Source organism: Rhodopseudomonas palustris (genome assembly GCF_003591005.1).
Taxonomy (GTDB): domain Bacteria; phylum Pseudomonadota; class Alphaproteobacteria; order Rhizobiales; family Xanthobacteraceae; genus Rhodopseudomonas; species Rhodopseudomonas palustris_K.
Genome location: NZ_QYYD01000002.1, coordinates 121,054 through 135,695 on the forward strand (window position 1 = coordinate 121,054; position 14,642 = coordinate 135,695).

The window sequence follows — 14,642 nt, forward strand, 5'->3', positions numbered from 1 at the left end:
CGTGTGGAGGCGGAAGTGCCCGATTGCAAAGGGCGCATGTCCTGCCACGATTCTCTGAAGACGCGTCCTCAGAGATAGCTGTTCTGAATGACCGGTGAGCTGCGCAGCGTCTGCGCGTCGCCCTGCAGCGTGATTTCGCCGAGATCGAGCACGTAGCCGTATTCGGCGACGTCGAGCGCCATGGCGGCGTTCTGTTCGACCAGCAGCACCGCCGTGCCGTCGCTGCTGATCTGGCGGATGATGGTGAAGATTTCTTCAACGATCTTGGGCGCCAGGCCCAGCGACGGTTCGTCGAGCAGCAGCACGGAAGGCTTGCCCATCAGCGCGCGGGCGATCGCCAGCATCTGCTGCTCGCCGCCGGACAGCGTCCGAGCCGGTTGCGATGCGCGTTCGCGCAGCCGCGGAAAAATCGTCAGCAGCCGCTCGTAGTCGGCGTCGATCTCGCGCGTCTGCCGGCGCAGAAAGCTGCCGAGGCGCAGATTGTCGGCGACGCTGAGGCTAAGGAACAGCTCGCGCTGTTCAGGCACCAGCGAGACGCCGGCCTTCAGCGCGCGGTCGGGCGTCTTGTTGGGCAGCGGTTTGTCGTTGATGGTGACGGTGCCGGAGGTCGGCTGCAGCAGGCCGACGATCGATTTCAGCAGCGTCGACTTGCCGGCGCCGTTGGCGCCGAGCAGCGTCACCACCGCGCCGCGCGGCACGTCCAGGCTGACGCCGCGCAGCACCGACTTGGCGCCGTAGCCGGCGTGGATATCACGCACCGAAAGCATGGGCCGCCTTCTCTCCCAGATAGGCCGCGATCACTTCCGGCGAGCCGCGCACCGTCTGCGGCGTGCCCTCCGCGATCTTGCGGCCGAAATTCAGCACCGTGATCCAGTCCGACACCGCCATCACCAGCGGCATGACGTGATCGATCAGCAGGATCGAAATGCCGCGCTGCGACCGCAGGTCGAGCAGAATGCGGTTGAGCGCGTCGATCTCGGCGGCGCGCAGTCCTGCGGCAGGCTCGTCGAGTAGCAACAGCCGTGGCCGTGTGGCGAGCGCGCGGGCGATCTCGAGCCGGCGCTGTTTGCCGAACGGCAGCGCCGCCGCTGCGGTGTGCTCGTCGCCGGCGAGCCCGACCAGCGCCAGCAACTGCTCGGCCTCGCCACGCGCCGTCTTTTCGATGTCACGATAGCGGCGGCCCTGCCAGGCGGCGGTGATGCCGCCATAGGCATAATAGCGATCGAGCCCGATCAGCACGTTCTCCAGCGCGCTCATCTCGCCGAACAGCTCGGTGTTCTGGAAGGTGCGGGCGATGCCGCGGCGGTTGATGGCGTGCGGCGAGGCGCCGTCGAGCCGCTCGCCTTCGAACAGGATGCCGCCGTCGGACGCGGTGTAGATACCGGTGACGACATTGAGCAGCGTGCTCTTGCCGGCGCCGTTCGGGCCGATCACCGCCTGGATCGCGCCGGGCGCCAGATCGAGCGCGACAGAATCCAGCGCTACCAGTCCGCCGAAGCGGACGCTGACGTTCTGAATGCTGAGCAGGGGGGCGGTCATGGCCGGGGCCTCACGGCGCCCTGCAGCGCAGTGCTGATCTGGCGCAGCCAGGGCAGGCTCGCGAGTCCATTCGGCCGCAGCACGATGAAGCCGAGCAGCAGCAGCGCGAATACCAGGCCGAGATAGGATTGGAACGCCTGCAGATAGTTCGGCAGCAGCACGAACACCGCGCTGCCGATCACCGCGCCGACCGGCGACAGCATGCCGCCCACCACCGCGATGGCGAGGAAGTACACCGCATAGGTGATCCCGAATTGCGCCGGATCGAGATAGCTCGACAGCGGCGCCAGCAGGCCGCCGGCGACCGCGCCGAGAAACGCGCTGGCGGCGAACGCCGCGGCCTTGTAGCGCAGCACATCAAGTCCCATCGCCTGCGCCGCGGTCTCGCTCTGGCGGATCGCCGTCAGGGCGCGGCCGAAGCGTGAGGTCGCGAGGTTTTGGGTGATCAGGATGAACAGCGCCGTCACCGGCAGGATGACGTAGTACAGCTCGCGGCCGCTGCCCAGCGTGCGGCCGAAGATCTCGAACGGCGGCACCGCCATGCCGGCGGCGCCGCCGGTGAGCGCGTCGCCATGGACCAGCGCCAGCTGCACGATCGCCGTCACCGCCAGCGTGGCGAGTGCCAGATAGTGGCCGGCGACGCGCAGCGTCATCTGGCCGAGCACGAAGCCGAAGGCGGCGACGACGATCGCTACCAGCGGAATGCCGGCCCACAGCGGCACGCCCCACGACGTCGCCAGGATCGAAGCGCCGTAGCCGCCGAGCGCCACGAACGCCGATTGCGCCAGCGAGATCTGCCCGGCCATGCCGGTCACCACCACCAGCCCCAGCACCGCCAGCGAGGTGCCGGCGATCAGGCAAAGCTCGAACAGATGAAACTCGGCGAGCACGTGCGGCGCGATGAAGAAGAGCGCGACGGCGATCACCCACAGCATCAAGCGAAGCGACATGCTACACCTTCTTGACCAGCAGGCCGCCGAGCAAACCCTGCGGCCGGATGAGGATGACGGCGATCAGGATGCCGTAGCTGATCATGTCCTTGAGCGCGCTGGAGATGTAGGTGCCGACCAGCGCCTCGACGACGCCCAGCGTGATGCCGCCGATCACCGCTCCGGGCAGGCTGTTGAAGCCGCCGAGCACGGCCGCGGTGAAGCCCTTGATGCCGATCAGCCCCATGTCGGGTGACAGCGTCAGCAGCGGCGCGACCAGCACGCCGGCAACAGTGGCGAGCACCGAGGCCAGCATCCAGATCATCAGGAATACGGTCGACGTGCGCACGCCGATCAGGCTGGCGCCGATGCGATTGTCGCACGCCGCCATGATGGCTTTGCCGTACAGCGTTTTTTCGAACAGCACGAACAGCAGTGCGAGCAGGCCGAGCGAGATTCCGACGATCGCCAGATTGGCCGGCACCACCAGCACGCCGCCGATCGGGATGGCGTTCTGCGACAGCAGGAACGGAAACGGCCAGGCGTTCGGCCCCATATAGGCGCGGACGAATTCGCGCAGCACGGTGCCGAGCGCCAGGCTGGCAATAATTTGGGCGAGCAGCGAGGCGCGCCGCAGCGGCCACATGAAGCCGCCATAGATCAGCGCGCCGAGCAGCGCCGACAGCAGCAGTGCGCAGGCGACGGCGGGCCAGAACGGCAGCCCGACCGTCATCTGGGCGATCAGCACCAGGTAGGCCCCGAAGGTGACCTGGTCGCCGTATCCGAAATGGACGACGCCGGTGCCCTTGTGGATCAGCACGAAGCCGAGCGCGATCAGCGCGTAGACCGCGCCGGCCGTGATCGAACTGACGAGGACCTGTGCCAGCATGGGATCAGAGTGCCGCGATGCCCTTGATTTCGATCAGCGCGTCGGGGCGGATCAGCCCGCTGACGACAACGCCAGTGGCGGCCGGCCAGGGCGGACCCTTGAACAGCTCGCGGCGCAGCTCGGCGGTCTTGTTGTAGTCCTCGAGCGACAGGAAGTAATCGGTGGTCTCGACGATGTTGCTGAGGTCGCCGCCGACGCTCTTGAGGATGATCTCGAACTTTTCGAAGATCCGCCGGGTCTGGGTGACGATATCGCCGGGGCCGATGATCTTGCCCTTGTCGTCGGTAGCGGTGGTGCCCGACAGGAACACGAGATTGCCGACGCGCACTGCGGGCGAGAACGTGAAGCGGGCAGGCCAGCTGCTGTTCGGGAGGATCGGTTGATAGCTCGACATAGGGGCTCCTGTCGTCAGCGTTGCCGCAAGGCGAAGCGTTGGATCTTGCCGGTCTCGGTCTTCGGAAGCGCGGCGACGTATTCGATCAGCCGCGGATATTGATGCCGGCCGACTGTGGACTTGACTGTGGTCACCAGTTCGCCGGACAGCTCCTCGCTGCCGGTGAAGCCGGGGCGCAGCACTACGAAGGCCTTGACGATCTGGCCGCGCATGTCGTCGGGCGTGCCGATCACGGCGGCTTCGGCGACTGCCGGATGCTTGAGCAATGCGCTTTCGACCTCGAACGGACCGATGCGATAGCCGGCGCTCTTGATCATGTCGTCGGCGCGGCCTTCGAACCAGAAGTAGCCGTCGTCGTCGCGGCGGCCGAGATCGCCGGTGACGATCCAGCCGTTGCGCAGCAGGCCGCGGGTCGCGGCCGGGTCGTTCCAATATTCGAGCCAGTAGCGGCAATCCGGATTGGCCTGCTTGGCGATCAGCCCGGTCTCGCCGGCGGGCAGTTCGCGGCCGTCATCGTCCACGATCGCCATCCGATAGCCCGGCGCCGGCAACCCCATCGACCCCGGCTTCACCGCCATGGCGATGGCGTTGTGATTGCCGATCGGCAGCGCGTATTCGGTGGCGCCGAAATGATCCATCGGCGTCAGGCCCCAGATCCGCTGGAAGGACTCGACGACCTTGGAATTGAGCGGCTCGCCGCAGCTCGAGATCGCGTGCAGCCGGATCTGCCGCGCCTTCAGTTCGGCCTCGTCCATCACCAGCACGCCGCGCAGCAGCGTGGGCGTGGTGGCGAGGTTAGTGACTCCGTAGCGCTCCAGGATCGACAGGAACACTTCAGGCGTCGGGTTGGATTCGACCGTCACCACGGTGCCGCCGATCGCGAGCGCGCCGAGATAGCAGACGAAGCCGTAACCCCAGCCGGGATCGCCGGTCGGCCACAGCACATCGTCGGATCGCAGATCGAGCCCATAGCTGATGTAAGGCGAGATCGCCGCGAGGAAGTTCACCGCGATCGCGCCGCCTTTCGGCTGGCCGGTCGAGCCCGAGGTGTAGATCAGCGCCGCCGGATCGTCGCGGTCGCGGCTCACGGACGCGAACGACGTCGATTGCTGCGCCAGTTCCGGCGCCAGATCGATCCAGCCGCTGCGCAGTACGCGCCCCGGCTGCGTCACGCACAGCACGGTGGCCGTCGTATCAGCCGGCACCTGCGCCGCGACGGCGGCGTGAGTCACCAGCACCTTGGCGCCGCAATGATCGAGCCGGAATTTGACGGCATCGGGTCCGAAGCCGGTGAACACCGGCACATAAACCGCTCCGACTTTCAGCGCGCCGAGGATCGCGATGACGACATCGGGACCGCGCGGCATCAGGCCGGCCACGCGGTCGCCCGGGACGACGCCGAAATTGCGCAGCAGGTTGGCGAAGCGGTTGCTCGCTTCCGACAACTCGCGATAGCCGAAGCGGCGCTCGCCGCCGGCGGCATCGATGGCGATCAGCGCGACGCGGTCGCTGCCGATGTGGCGGTCGACGATGGCGTGGCCGAGCGACACCGGGCCCTCGTCGACCCAGCCGAGCGCTGCCCGCACTTTGCCCCAATCGAAATTCGCCACGGCGTGCTGATAGGTCTCAGCCGGCATTGGAGGTCCCTTGCGCGCCGGCCTTGCACAGCAGCAGATAGCGATGGTGACCGCTCAGCACGGCGTCGCCGGCGCTGTTGATGAGTTCGACGTCGAACTGCACCACAGCCGTCTTCCCGCCGGGCTTCGGTTCGACCGACGAGACGGTGAAGCGGCTGGTCAGGACATCGCCGACGAACACCGGCTTGAGGAATTTGGCGTCCTGGCCGAGGAACGCGACCATGCAATCGGCGAAGCGGCGCGACATCGCGGTGGCGCCGAACGCCGTCATCGCCATCAGCAGCAGCCCGTGCGCCAGCCGCTTTCCGAACCGCGTCTTTGCCGCATAGGCATCGTCGTAGTGAATCGGATGGTGATCGCCAGTGAGCTCGGCGAACGCCTTGAAGGCGGCGTCGCCGATCTCGCGCGGCTCGCCGCCGAAGCTCTGACCGACGGTCAGATCATCAGCGAACAGCTGCGTGTTGGAGTCGTGGCTCACTTGGCGGTCTCACCGTCCGCGCTGACCACTACCGGCAGCAGCTTGCGGCTGAGGTCGGGCTGGATCTCGACGATCCTGGCGGCCTGGTTACCCTCTCGTTCGGTCGCGCTGAACGTCGTCGGCAGCGTCAGCTCAGTCTCGAAGTTCTTCAGCGACTCGAGCGCCTTGATGAAGCCGGCCTGAGTCGGCGCGGCACCGGTTCGCTTCAGGCCTTCGATGAACACTTGCGCACCGCCATAGCCGAGCACGTCGCCGAGATCCGGCCGGCCCTGGCGGGCGAGGTCGGGGAAGCGCTTTTCGAACGCCGCGCGGAACTTCACGGCGGCGGGATCGTCGCCCTCCGGCAGCACCTTGAGGGTGACGATGTTCTGCGTGCCGGCGGCGGCTTCGCCGACGATCTCCGGATATTTACGGCTGCCCGCGGAGTTGGCGCCCATCACCGTGGCCTTGAGGCCGAGCTGCTTGGCCTGCCGCGTGATGATCGCCGACGGGTTCGGATAGCCATAGACGATCAGCACGTCCGGCGCCGCCTGATTGATGCGCGACAGCTGCGCGGTGAAGTCGGTGTCGGCGATGTTGAAGCTCTCGTCGGCCACGAGGCTGAGCTTGCGTTCGGTCAGGCGGGCGCTGACGCTCTCGCCGCCGCGCTTGCCGTATTCGTCCGACTGCCGGATGAGCGCGATCTTCTTGGCCTTGAGATGATCGACCACGTAGTTGGCGATCGCTGTGCCCTGCTGGCGATCGTTCATCGGTCCGGTGCGAAACACCACCGGGATCGGCGGCTCGGTGACGGCGGGAGTCGAGAACACCGAGATAAACGTTGGAGTCTTTGATTGCTTGAAGGTCGGCACCAGCGCCTGGCCGACCGCGCTGGCGGCGGGGCCGAACACGGCGAAAACCTGCTCCTGATCGACCAGCTTCTTATAAGCGGCGATGCCCTTGGGCGGTGAGGATTCGTCATCGAGCGAGACCCACTCGATGGTGCGGCCGTTGATGCCGCCGGCTGCATTGGCCTCTTCGAACGCCATGGTGGCGCCGGCCAGATTGCCGGTGCCGAACACGGCGAGCGGTCCGGTGAGGCTGCCGAGCACGCCGATCTTGATGGTCTTCTCCGCCACGCCGGGCTCGGCGGCTCGGGCCGGATTGGCCACGGCCAGCAGCGCAAGACTACAGGTGGCGAAGATGGCCCCCTTCATGACGTGGCGGCGAGTGCTCGAGACGCTCATCAACTCCTCCATATTTCCAATAATCGGAAAGAAATCTTGATTATCGAAAAGGCTATGAGTAGTAATTTGCAAAGTCAATGCGACAAGGCAGGCAAATCATGACGAAAACTTCGGCACAGCCCGCGGACGACTCGCCGTTGGAGCGCTACTTCAAAGTGCTGGAGTCGGTGGCGATTTCCGGCGAGGGCGCCATCGTCACGGAGATTGCAACGAACTGCCAGTTGCCGCTGGGCACGGCGCACCGGCTGCTGCAGAACCTGCTTCGCACCGGGCTGCTCACCAACAAAGAGGGCCGCCGCAAGGACTACCAACTCGGCGAGCGACTGTTGCGGCTGCTGCATGCCGGCACCGACTCGGCGCGGCTGGCGATTGCAGTGCAGCCGATTCTCGACCAGCTCGCCAATCAGTTCGACGAAACCTGTTATCTTGCACGCCTTGTCGGCCACCAGGTCGTCTCGGTGGCGTGGGCGGCGCCGAACGGCGGACTGCGCGGTCACGTCGTGCCCGGTCATATCCTGGCGCCCCATGTCGCCGCGTCCGCCAAGGCGATCCTGGCGTTTCAGTCCGACGTGCTGATCGACCGCATTCTGTCGGAGCCGCTGCCGCAACTCACGCCGGAGACGAAGGTGGCGCGCGGCGATGTCGAACGCGACTACGCGCAGGTCCGCGACAATCAGTTCGCGACCTGCTGGAACGAAATGGAAGTCGGCTTCGGCGCCATCGCGGTGCCGATTCCAATTCCGGACATTGGGGTGATCTACAGCGTCGGCACTGCCGGCTTCACCGAGCGCCTGAGCCGGCGGCCGGTCGCCGACTTCGTCGGGCAGTTGCAGAAGGCGGTCGAGCCGCTGGTGCGGGCGCTGCGCGAGCCGTCGGCACAGCGATAGGACAACGTCGTCGAGCCCGGTCACTTGTGGCAAACCGTGACCTCTCGCGGCGAGACTTCCGGCTCCCTGCAACTTCAATCGTCGCGACATTGATCACCAGCGGCTGCAGCCGGACTGTTCGATCGCGAACCGCGTCGACGCCGGCACATTGGGTGCATCAGACCCAAGCCCGATAGGAACGCGGCGGCCAGCCGACGATTACGTGCTCAAACGGGTGGCGACCGCGGTCGTTCACCACCGTGCTGCTTTGGTCAACGAGGTCTCCGATGTTGTTCGTCTCGATTGCGATCTGGGCGTCTTTGTCGTTCTGGTTGATGAGTATCCAATATACGTCGCAGCTCACCTGGGTCGTAGCGCTGGCGCTGGGGGCAGGACTGTTCGCCTTGGTGGTGCGCCGGCTGACGGGAGAGCTTCGCGCGTTCCGGGAATCGCGCAATCATCCGAGGCCCTGGTAGCTGCGGCAAGCGCGACAGGACACCACGACGTCGATCCGGTTTGCAGGACCCGCGCGGCGTGATAGATCGCCGAAGCCGCGATGGGCGGCGCAGGTGGACCGGCGAATTGGCCAAGGCGAAGACAACGAAGCGGGCCGTGAAGACAACGAAGCGGGCCGTCACGTGGCAGCGCGATCCGGAAGGAATGCGGCTGCGCATCCTCGAGGCCGCCAAGAAGGAGTTTGCGGCTCACGGGCTTGCGGGCGCGCGCGTCGATCGCATTGCCGCCGCTGCCGGCGCCAACAAGCGCATGTTGTACTACCACGTCGGCAACAAGGACGATCTCTATCTCGCCGTGCTCGAAGGCGCCTATGAGAAGATCAGGACCGAAGAGCGCGGGCTCGAGCTCGAGCATCTCGAGCCGTGTGCGGCCATCGAGCGATTGATCGAATTCACCTGGCACTACTTCATTCGCAATCCCGAGTTCCTGGCTCTGCTCAACACCGAGAACGTCGCCGGCGCCAAGAACCTGAAGCGATCGACAAAGGTGAAGTCGATGCACTCGCCGTTCGTCGAGATGATCCGGACGGTGGTGGATCGCGGCGTCAAGCGCGGTGATTTCCCGGTCGCGGTCGATCCGGTGCAACTCTACATCTCGATTGCCGGCATGAGCTTCTTCTATCTCGGTAACAGCGCCACGCTCAGCGTCATTTTCGGCCGTGACCTCTTGAAGAAAGACGCCCGCGACGCGCGGCTGTCCCACATGGTGGCGCTGGTGTTGGCGGCGCTGACCGGGCGCTCGGTCGCCGATTTTGCCGCGGGCGCGACGTCCCGCAGCGCAGCAGCTGAAATTCGCACAATCTGAATCCGCGGAAATTCCGTAAGGCGGGGGGCTGGACAGTATTTATCCAACGGGTTAATTTCGACGCCAACAATCGTTTGGGAGAGAGCGCGTGACGGAGAAGGTCGAGGGCAGCGCCATGTCGCGCATGCTCAATGCCGCATGGCTGCGGCCGCTGTTGTTCCTCGTCATGATCATCGCGGCGTGGGATCTGGCGATCCGGATCTTTCAGATTCCCGCCTATCAGGTGCCGTCGCCCGGCGAGGTCATCGTGGTGCTGTGGCAATCGTGGCCGGAACTGCTGAGTCAGACCTGGCCGACGACCTACGCGACCGTCGCGGGCTTCCTGCTGTCGGCGCTGTTCGGCATTCCGGTGGCGATGCTGATCGCCGGCTCCAAGACAATCGAGAGCTACGTCTATCCGCTGCTGGTGTTTTCGCAGTCGATCCCCAAAGTGGCGATCGCACCGCTGTTTGTGGTGTGGTTTGGCTTCGGTCTGCTGCCGAAAGTGATCTCGGCATTTCTGCTCGGGTTCTTCCCGGTCGTGGTCTCGGCCGTGCAGGGCTTCAAGTCGGTCGATCCCGACATGGTCGATCTGGCGCGGGCCATGAAGGGAAGCCGCTTTCAGGTGTTTTGCGCCGTAAATCTGCCGCATGCGCTGCCGGCGATCTTCTCCGGTCTCAAGGTTTCGGTGACGCTCGCCGTGGTGGGCGCAGTGGTGGGCGAATTCGTCGGCTCCAATTCCGGCATCGGCTACGTGCTGCAGCGCTCGATCGGCACGTTCGATCTGCCGACCATGTTCGCCGCGCTGGTGATCCTGGCGCTGCTCGGCGTCGTGCTGTTCTGGATCGTCGACCGTATCGAACGGCTGGTGATCCCGTGGCACGTCAGCCAGCGCAGCGACATCGTCGTCGCGGCCTGATTGCGACAATCCAACAGCGGCCGACACAAGGCCGCGGCAACTTGAGCGGAGGAAGCTTGATATGATGCGGTTTGTGACGGCGCTATCGGCGGTGGTGGTGTGGAGCGCGATGGCGGTGCTGCCGGCGTCGGCGGCCGACAAGGTCGTGCTGATGCTTAACTGGTACGTCTATGGCGAGCACGCGCCGTTCTACTACGGCAAGGCCAAGGGCATCTACGCAGCCGAAGGCATCGATCTCGACATTCAGGAAGGCCGCGGTTCGGCCGCGACCACGCAGGCTGTCGCCGCCAAGACGGCGAATTTCGGTTATGTCGACGTGCCGACCATGATGCGCGCCGCCGTCAAGGGCGCGCCCGTCATTTCGACAGGGGTGCTGCTGCAGACCACCGCGATGTCGGCGATGGGCTTCGCCGACAAGAACATCCGCAAGCCGGAGGACATCAAGGGCAAGACCGTGGCGATCACGCCGGCGGATTCGATCACCCAGATCTGGCCGCTGTTCCTGAAGAAGACCGGCCTGAAGGAAAGCGACTTCAAGACCGTGCAGGGGGATGCCCAGACCAAGCTTAACGCGGTGATCAACGGGCAGGCTGATCTGCTACTCGGCTATGTGATGGACCAGTCGATGAAGATCAAGGATGCGACCGGCAAGGACGTTTATCCGATCAAGTTCGCCGATTCCGGCATTCACTTGGTGTCGTCCGGCATCATCGCCAACACCGACTACATCAAGGCCAATGAGGATCTGGTGAAGCGCTTCATGTCGGCGACCACCAAGGCCGTCGAAGCTGCTACCAAGGATCCCAAGGGCGTGGCGCAGGCGATCCTCGACGCCAACCCGAAGGGCGGCAAGATCGACACGCTGACCCAGGGCTTCGAACTCACCATTCCGTTCTACACCACGCCCGAGACCAAGGATAAGCGCCCCTTCCAGGTCACCGATCAGAACATGAAGGAGAGCGTCGAGCTGATGGTCGAATATGGCGGCCTCGACGCCAAGGCCAAGGACAATCCGAAGGCGTTCTACACCAACGACTATCTGCCGAAATGAGGGGCGGGCCGGCTTTGAGCATCGTGTCGAACAGCGCCGACGCGCCGGACAGCCACCTCCGGGTGGTGTCCGAGGCGCCGGCCGCGGCGTCGGGCATCCGGTTGTCGGGCGTGTCGAAGACCTATCGGACGCGCGAGGGCGATGTGCCCTCGCTGCGCCCGCTCGACTTCCAGATCAACGACGGCGAATTCTTCGTCGTTGTCGGCCCGTCCGGCTGCGGCAAGTCCACGTTGCTCAAGATGATCTCGGGCCTGCTGCCGCCATCGACCGGCGAGATTTTCGTCGACGGCGAAAAGGTCACCGAGCCGCACGGCAACGCCGGCATCGTGTTCCAGCACGCGCTGCTGCTGCCGTGGCGCACGGTGCTCGGCAACGTGATGCTGCCGATCGAGATGAAGAAACTGCCGCGCGCCGAGTATTTGCCGCGCGCCAAAAAGCTGCTCGAAATGGTCGGGCTCGGCGGGTTCGAGAACAAGCTTCCATGGCAGTTGTCGGGCGGCATGCAGCAGCGCGCGTCGATCTGCCGGGCGCTGGTGCACGATCCCAAGATCATGATGATGGACGAGCCGTTCGGCGCGCTCGACGCGATGACGCGCGAGCGCATGAACGTCGAGCTGCGCCGGATCCAGCGCGCAACCGGCAAGACCATTCTGCTGATCACCCACTCGATCCCCGAAGCGGTGTTCCTCGCCGACCGCGTGCTGGTGATGACCGAACGCCCCGGTTCGATCGCGGCGATCTACGACGTGCCGCTCGGCGCGGATCGAACGCTCGACATGATGGCCGGGCCGGTGTTCGCCGAATTGGTGGCGCGGATCCGCAAGCATTTCTCCACTCAAAGCGCGCTCGATTGAGATCACGATGACGCCGCGCATCGCCGTCCGCGACATAGCGCTGTTCGAACGGCGCATCCCGTTCGCGCGGCCGTTCCGGTTCGGCGCGGTGACGATCGAGGCGGCGGGGCAGGCCTTCGTGCGGGTCGAGATCGCGTTCGAGAACGGCGAGACGGCGATCGGCGCCAGCGCCGAGATGATCGTGCCGAAATGGTTCGACAAACGTCCGGACCGCACGCCGGAACGCACCGCCGACGATCTGCGGCGCTCGCTGGCGATCGCGCGCGACTTGTATTTGTCCGCCGTCGGCTTCGACACCGCGTTCGGCCTGCACGCGTCGCGCTACGCCGCACAACTCGAGGCCTGCGCGCGCGAAGACATCCCGCCACTGGCGGCCGGATATGGACCGGCCGAGATCGACAAGGCGATCTTCGACGCGGTGCTGTGCGGCTCGGACCGCAACGTCTTCGACGGTCTGGCAGCGAACATCGTCGGGCTCGACGCCCGCCTGACGCCGGACCTGACGGACGACGCGATCACGCGCTTTCTGTCGGCACGGCGTCGCGGCAAGCACGTCGCGATCCGCCATACGGTGGGCATGGACGACAAGGTTGATGGCGAGGGCGGCATTGCCGATCCGCGCGAGACCTCCGGCGCGCGTTACTACAAGCTCAAGCTCGGCGGTGATCCGGACAAGGATGCGGCGCGGCTGATCACGATCGGTCGCGAACTGCAGAAGCTGCCGACCGTGGACGGCATCTCGCTCGACGCCAACGAACAATATGCCGACCCGGCCGCGCTGCAGGCGCTGTGCGAGCGACTCGACCGCGACCCGGCGCTGGCGTCAATTTCCGGCAAGCTGCTCTACATCGAGCAGCCGATGCCGCGCGAGCGCACCATGCAGACGCCGCTCGGCGCGCTGGCGTCCCGCGATTTCATCATCGACGAAGCCGACGACGGCTACGACGCGTTCCCCGCTGCGCGAAGCCTCGGCTATCGGGGCGTGTCACTGAAATCGTGCAAGGGCATCTACAAGGCGCTGCTCAACGCCGCGCGCGCGGCGCAGGCCACAGCGAATGACGAACGCTGCTTCGTCACCGCCGAGGATCTAACGTGTCAGGCCGGGCTTGGCGTGCAGCAGGATCTGGCGCTCGGCGCCTTCGTCGGCGTCACCCATGCCGAGCGCAACGGGCATCACTACGTCGACGGCTTTTCCTCCGCGCCGGTCCACGAGGCGCGGGCTTTCCTCGCCGCGCATCCTGATCTCTACCGCAGCGACGACGGCGCCATCCGCCTCGCCATTCACGACGGCGCGTTGTCGACCGCGTCGCTGGGCGCGCCCGGCTTTGCTGCCGCGGCGCAGCCGGATTGGGCGTCGCTGTCGCCGCTCGTCCTTCCAACACCCGATCTCACCAAGGAGCATACGTAATGGCCACCAAACGCCTCGGCGTCATCATGAACGGCGTCACCGGACGCATGGGGCTCAATCAGCATCTGATCCGCTCGATCATCGCGATCCGAAATCAGGGCGGCGTGGTGCTGAAGAACGGCGACCGCATGCTGCCGGATCCGATCCTGGTCGGCCGCAGCGCCGACAAGATCGAGCGCCTCGCCAAGCAGTTCGGCATCGAGCGCTGGACCACCGATCTCGACAAGGCGATGGAGAACAAGGACGACGACATCTTCTTCGACGCCGCGACCACGCAGGCGCGGCCCGGGCTGTTGAGCAAGGCGGTGGACGCCGGCAAGCACATCTATTGCGAGAAGCCGATCGCCACCAACCTCAAGGAAGCCGTCGAGGTGGTGAAGCGCGCCAATGCCAAGGGCATCAAGCACGGCACCGTGCAGGACAAGCTGTTCCTGCCCGGCCTGAAGAAGTTGGCGATGCTGCGTGACTCGGGCTTCTTCGGCCGCATGCTGTCGGTGCGCGGCGAGTTTGGCTACTGGGTGTTCGAAGGCGACTGGCAGGAGGCGCAGCGCCCTTCTTGGAATTATCGCAGCGAAGACGGCGGCGGCATCATCCTCGACATGGTCTGCCACTGGCGCTACGTGCTCGACAATCTGTTCGGCGAGGTCGAGAGCCTGACTTGCATGGGCAGCACGGACATCCCGGAGCGTTGGGACGAACAGGGCAAGAAGTACAAGGCGACCGCCGATGATTCCGCCTACGCGACCTTCAAGCTGAAGGGCGGCGTGATCGCCCACATGAACATGTCGTGGGTGACGCGGGTGTATCGCGACGACCTCGTCACCTTCCAGGTCGACGGCACCCACGGTTCGGCAGTCGCCGGCCTCACCGAGTGCATGATCCAGGCGCGCCAGGCGACGCCGCGGCCGGTGTGGAATCCGGATGAGAAGCGCACCCACGATTTCTACGCCGACTGGCAGAAGGTGCCGGACAACGTCTCCTACGACAACGGCTTCAAGGAACAATGGGAGATGTTCATCCGCCACGTCTATGAAGACGCGCCCTACAAGTACACGCTGCTCGAAGGCGCCAAGGGCGTGCAGTTGGTCGAATGCGCGCTGCAGAGCTGGAAGGAGCGCCGCTGGATCGACGTTCCCGCCATTCAGGTGTGAGG

The 14,642-nt window shown here is 65.4% G+C and carries 16 protein-coding genes; 8 read left to right on the forward strand and 8 right to left on the reverse strand.

Annotated elements, in window-relative coordinates:
- Positions 1 to 68 precede the first annotated feature (68 nt).
- Genes D4Q52_RS02470 through D4Q52_RS02505 form a run of 8 tightly spaced genes read right to left on the reverse strand, consistent with a single transcriptional unit; the run spans position 69 to position 7,092 of the window.
- Positions 69 to 767, reverse strand: coding sequence for an ABC transporter ATP-binding protein (locus D4Q52_RS02470; RefSeq protein ID WP_182915209.1), 699 nt, complete (start codon positions 765 to 767; stop codon positions 69 to 71).
- A complete protein-coding gene (locus tag D4Q52_RS02475; RefSeq protein WP_119854960.1) occupies positions 751 to 1,539 on the reverse strand; it encodes an ABC transporter ATP-binding protein in 789 nt (262 codons plus the stop codon). The genes D4Q52_RS02470 and D4Q52_RS02475 overlap by 17 nt, the downstream gene beginning before the upstream one ends.
- Positions 1,536 to 2,489, reverse strand: a complete 954-nt coding sequence (locus D4Q52_RS02480) for a branched-chain amino acid ABC transporter permease (protein ID WP_119854961.1) — start codon at positions 2,487 to 2,489, stop codon at positions 1,536 to 1,538. Before D4Q52_RS02480 ends, D4Q52_RS02475 begins: the two co-directional genes overlap by 4 nt.
- Before the next feature lies 1 nt (position 2,490).
- Positions 2,491 to 3,357, reverse strand: a complete 867-nt coding sequence (locus D4Q52_RS02485) for a branched-chain amino acid ABC transporter permease (RefSeq protein WP_119854962.1) — start codon at positions 3,355 to 3,357, stop codon at positions 2,491 to 2,493.
- Positions 3,358 to 3,361: 4 nt separating this feature from the next.
- A complete protein-coding gene (locus D4Q52_RS02490; protein ID WP_119854963.1) occupies positions 3,362 to 3,751 on the reverse strand; it encodes a RidA family protein in 390 nt (129 codons plus the stop codon).
- 14 nt (positions 3,752 to 3,765) lie between these two features.
- Entirely contained in the window at positions 3,766 to 5,388 is a 1,623-nt protein-coding gene (locus D4Q52_RS02495; protein WP_119854964.1) for an acyl-CoA synthetase, read from the reverse strand.
- Positions 5,378 to 5,866 carry a MaoC family dehydratase gene (locus D4Q52_RS02500; protein ID WP_119854965.1) on the reverse strand — a complete coding sequence of 163 codons (489 nt, stop codon included), beginning with the start codon at positions 5,864 to 5,866 and terminating at the stop codon, positions 5,378 to 5,380. Before D4Q52_RS02500 ends, D4Q52_RS02495 begins: the two co-directional genes overlap by 11 nt.
- A complete protein-coding gene (locus tag D4Q52_RS02505; RefSeq protein WP_210210125.1) occupies positions 5,863 to 7,092 on the reverse strand; it encodes an ABC transporter substrate-binding protein in 1,230 nt (409 codons plus the stop codon). The genes D4Q52_RS02500 and D4Q52_RS02505 overlap by 4 nt, the downstream gene beginning before the upstream one ends.
- A 98-nt stretch (positions 7,093 to 7,190) precedes the next feature.
- Between D4Q52_RS02505 and D4Q52_RS02510 the strand changes: the two genes are divergently transcribed.
- The 8 genes from D4Q52_RS02510 (at position 7,191) to D4Q52_RS02545 (ending at position 14,640) form a co-directional block, all read left to right on the forward strand.
- Entirely contained in the window at positions 7,191 to 7,979 is a 789-nt protein-coding gene (locus D4Q52_RS02510) for an IclR family transcriptional regulator (RefSeq protein WP_182915210.1), read from the forward strand.
- A 266-nt stretch (positions 7,980 to 8,245) separates the two neighbouring features.
- The gene (locus D4Q52_RS02515) at positions 8,246 to 8,434 is read left to right on the forward strand and encodes a hypothetical protein (protein WP_119854967.1); all 189 of its coding nucleotides are present in this window, start codon (positions 8,246 to 8,248) and stop codon (positions 8,432 to 8,434) included.
- Between the two features lie 184 nt (positions 8,435 to 8,618).
- The gene (locus D4Q52_RS02520; protein WP_119855139.1) at positions 8,619 to 9,278 is read left to right on the forward strand and encodes a TetR/AcrR family transcriptional regulator; all 660 of its coding nucleotides are present in this window, start codon (positions 8,619 to 8,621) and stop codon (positions 9,276 to 9,278) included.
- 115 nt (positions 9,279 to 9,393) lie between these two features.
- Positions 9,394 to 10,176 (forward strand): ABC transporter permease, encoded by a 783-nt coding sequence (locus tag D4Q52_RS02525; protein WP_119855140.1) that lies wholly within the window; start codon positions 9,394 to 9,396, stop codon positions 10,174 to 10,176.
- Between the two features lie 64 nt (positions 10,177 to 10,240).
- Positions 10,241 to 11,227 (forward strand): ABC transporter substrate-binding protein, encoded by a 987-nt coding sequence (locus D4Q52_RS02530; RefSeq protein WP_425328448.1) that lies wholly within the window; start codon positions 10,241 to 10,243, stop codon positions 11,225 to 11,227.
- 14 nt (positions 11,228 to 11,241) lie between these two features.
- Positions 11,242 to 12,081, forward strand: a complete 840-nt coding sequence (locus D4Q52_RS02535; RefSeq protein ID WP_425328445.1) for an ABC transporter ATP-binding protein — start codon at positions 11,242 to 11,244, stop codon at positions 12,079 to 12,081.
- A 7-nt stretch (positions 12,082 to 12,088) separates the two neighbouring features.
- Complete coding sequence (locus D4Q52_RS02540) at positions 12,089 to 13,489, forward strand: hypothetical protein (RefSeq protein WP_119854970.1); 1,401 nt, start codon at positions 12,089 to 12,091, stop codon at positions 13,487 to 13,489.
- On the forward strand, positions 13,489 to 14,640 hold the full coding sequence (locus D4Q52_RS02545) for a Gfo/Idh/MocA family protein (RefSeq protein WP_119854971.1): 1,152 nt from the start codon (positions 13,489 to 13,491) through the stop codon (positions 14,638 to 14,640). Before D4Q52_RS02540 ends, D4Q52_RS02545 begins: the two co-directional genes overlap by 1 nt.
- The last annotated feature ends 2 nt before the right edge of the window (positions 14,641 to 14,642 follow it).

What these genes read in the sequence shown, in the direction of transcription:
- D4Q52_RS02470 (WP_182915209.1), bottom strand. Translation starts at nt 767, where the DNA reads ATGCTTTCGGTGCGTGATATCCACGCCGGCTACGGCGCCAAGTCGGTG.
- D4Q52_RS02510 (WP_182915210.1), top strand. Translation starts at nt 7,191, where the DNA reads ATGACGAAAACTTCGGCACAGCCCGCGGACGACTCGCCGTTGGAGCGC.
- D4Q52_RS02515 (WP_119854967.1), top strand. Translation starts at nt 8,246, where the DNA reads ATGTTGTTCGTCTCGATTGCGATCTGGGCGTCTTTGTCGTTCTGGTTG.
- D4Q52_RS02495 (WP_119854964.1), bottom strand. Translation starts at nt 5,388, where the DNA reads ATGCCGGCTGAGACCTATCAGCACGCCGTGGCGAATTTCGATTGGGGC.
- D4Q52_RS02480 (WP_119854961.1), bottom strand. Translation starts at nt 2,489, where the DNA reads ATGTCGCTTCGCTTGATGCTGTGGGTGATCGCCGTCGCGCTCTTCTTC.
- D4Q52_RS02545 (WP_119854971.1), top strand. Translation starts at nt 13,489, where the DNA reads ATGGCCACCAAACGCCTCGGCGTCATCATGAACGGCGTCACCGGACGC.
- D4Q52_RS02475 (WP_119854960.1), bottom strand. Translation starts at nt 1,539, where the DNA reads ATGACCGCCCCCCTGCTCAGCATTCAGAACGTCAGCGTCCGCTTCGGC.
- D4Q52_RS02490 (WP_119854963.1), bottom strand. Translation starts at nt 3,751, where the DNA reads ATGTCGAGCTATCAACCGATCCTCCCGAACAGCAGCTGGCCTGCCCGC.
- D4Q52_RS02485 (WP_119854962.1), bottom strand. Translation starts at nt 3,357, where the DNA reads ATGCTGGCACAGGTCCTCGTCAGTTCGATCACGGCCGGCGCGGTCTAC.
- D4Q52_RS02525 (WP_119855140.1), top strand. Translation starts at nt 9,394, where the DNA reads ATGTCGCGCATGCTCAATGCCGCATGGCTGCGGCCGCTGTTGTTCCTC.
- D4Q52_RS02540 (WP_119854970.1), top strand. Translation starts at nt 12,089, where the DNA reads ATGACGCCGCGCATCGCCGTCCGCGACATAGCGCTGTTCGAACGGCGC.
- D4Q52_RS02530 (WP_425328448.1), top strand. Translation starts at nt 10,241, where the DNA reads ATGCGGTTTGTGACGGCGCTATCGGCGGTGGTGGTGTGGAGCGCGATG.
- D4Q52_RS02505 (WP_210210125.1), bottom strand. Translation starts at nt 7,092, where the DNA reads ATGAGCGTCTCGAGCACTCGCCGCCACGTCATGAAGGGGGCCATCTTC.
- D4Q52_RS02520 (WP_119855139.1), top strand. Translation starts at nt 8,619, where the DNA reads ATGCGGCTGCGCATCCTCGAGGCCGCCAAGAAGGAGTTTGCGGCTCAC.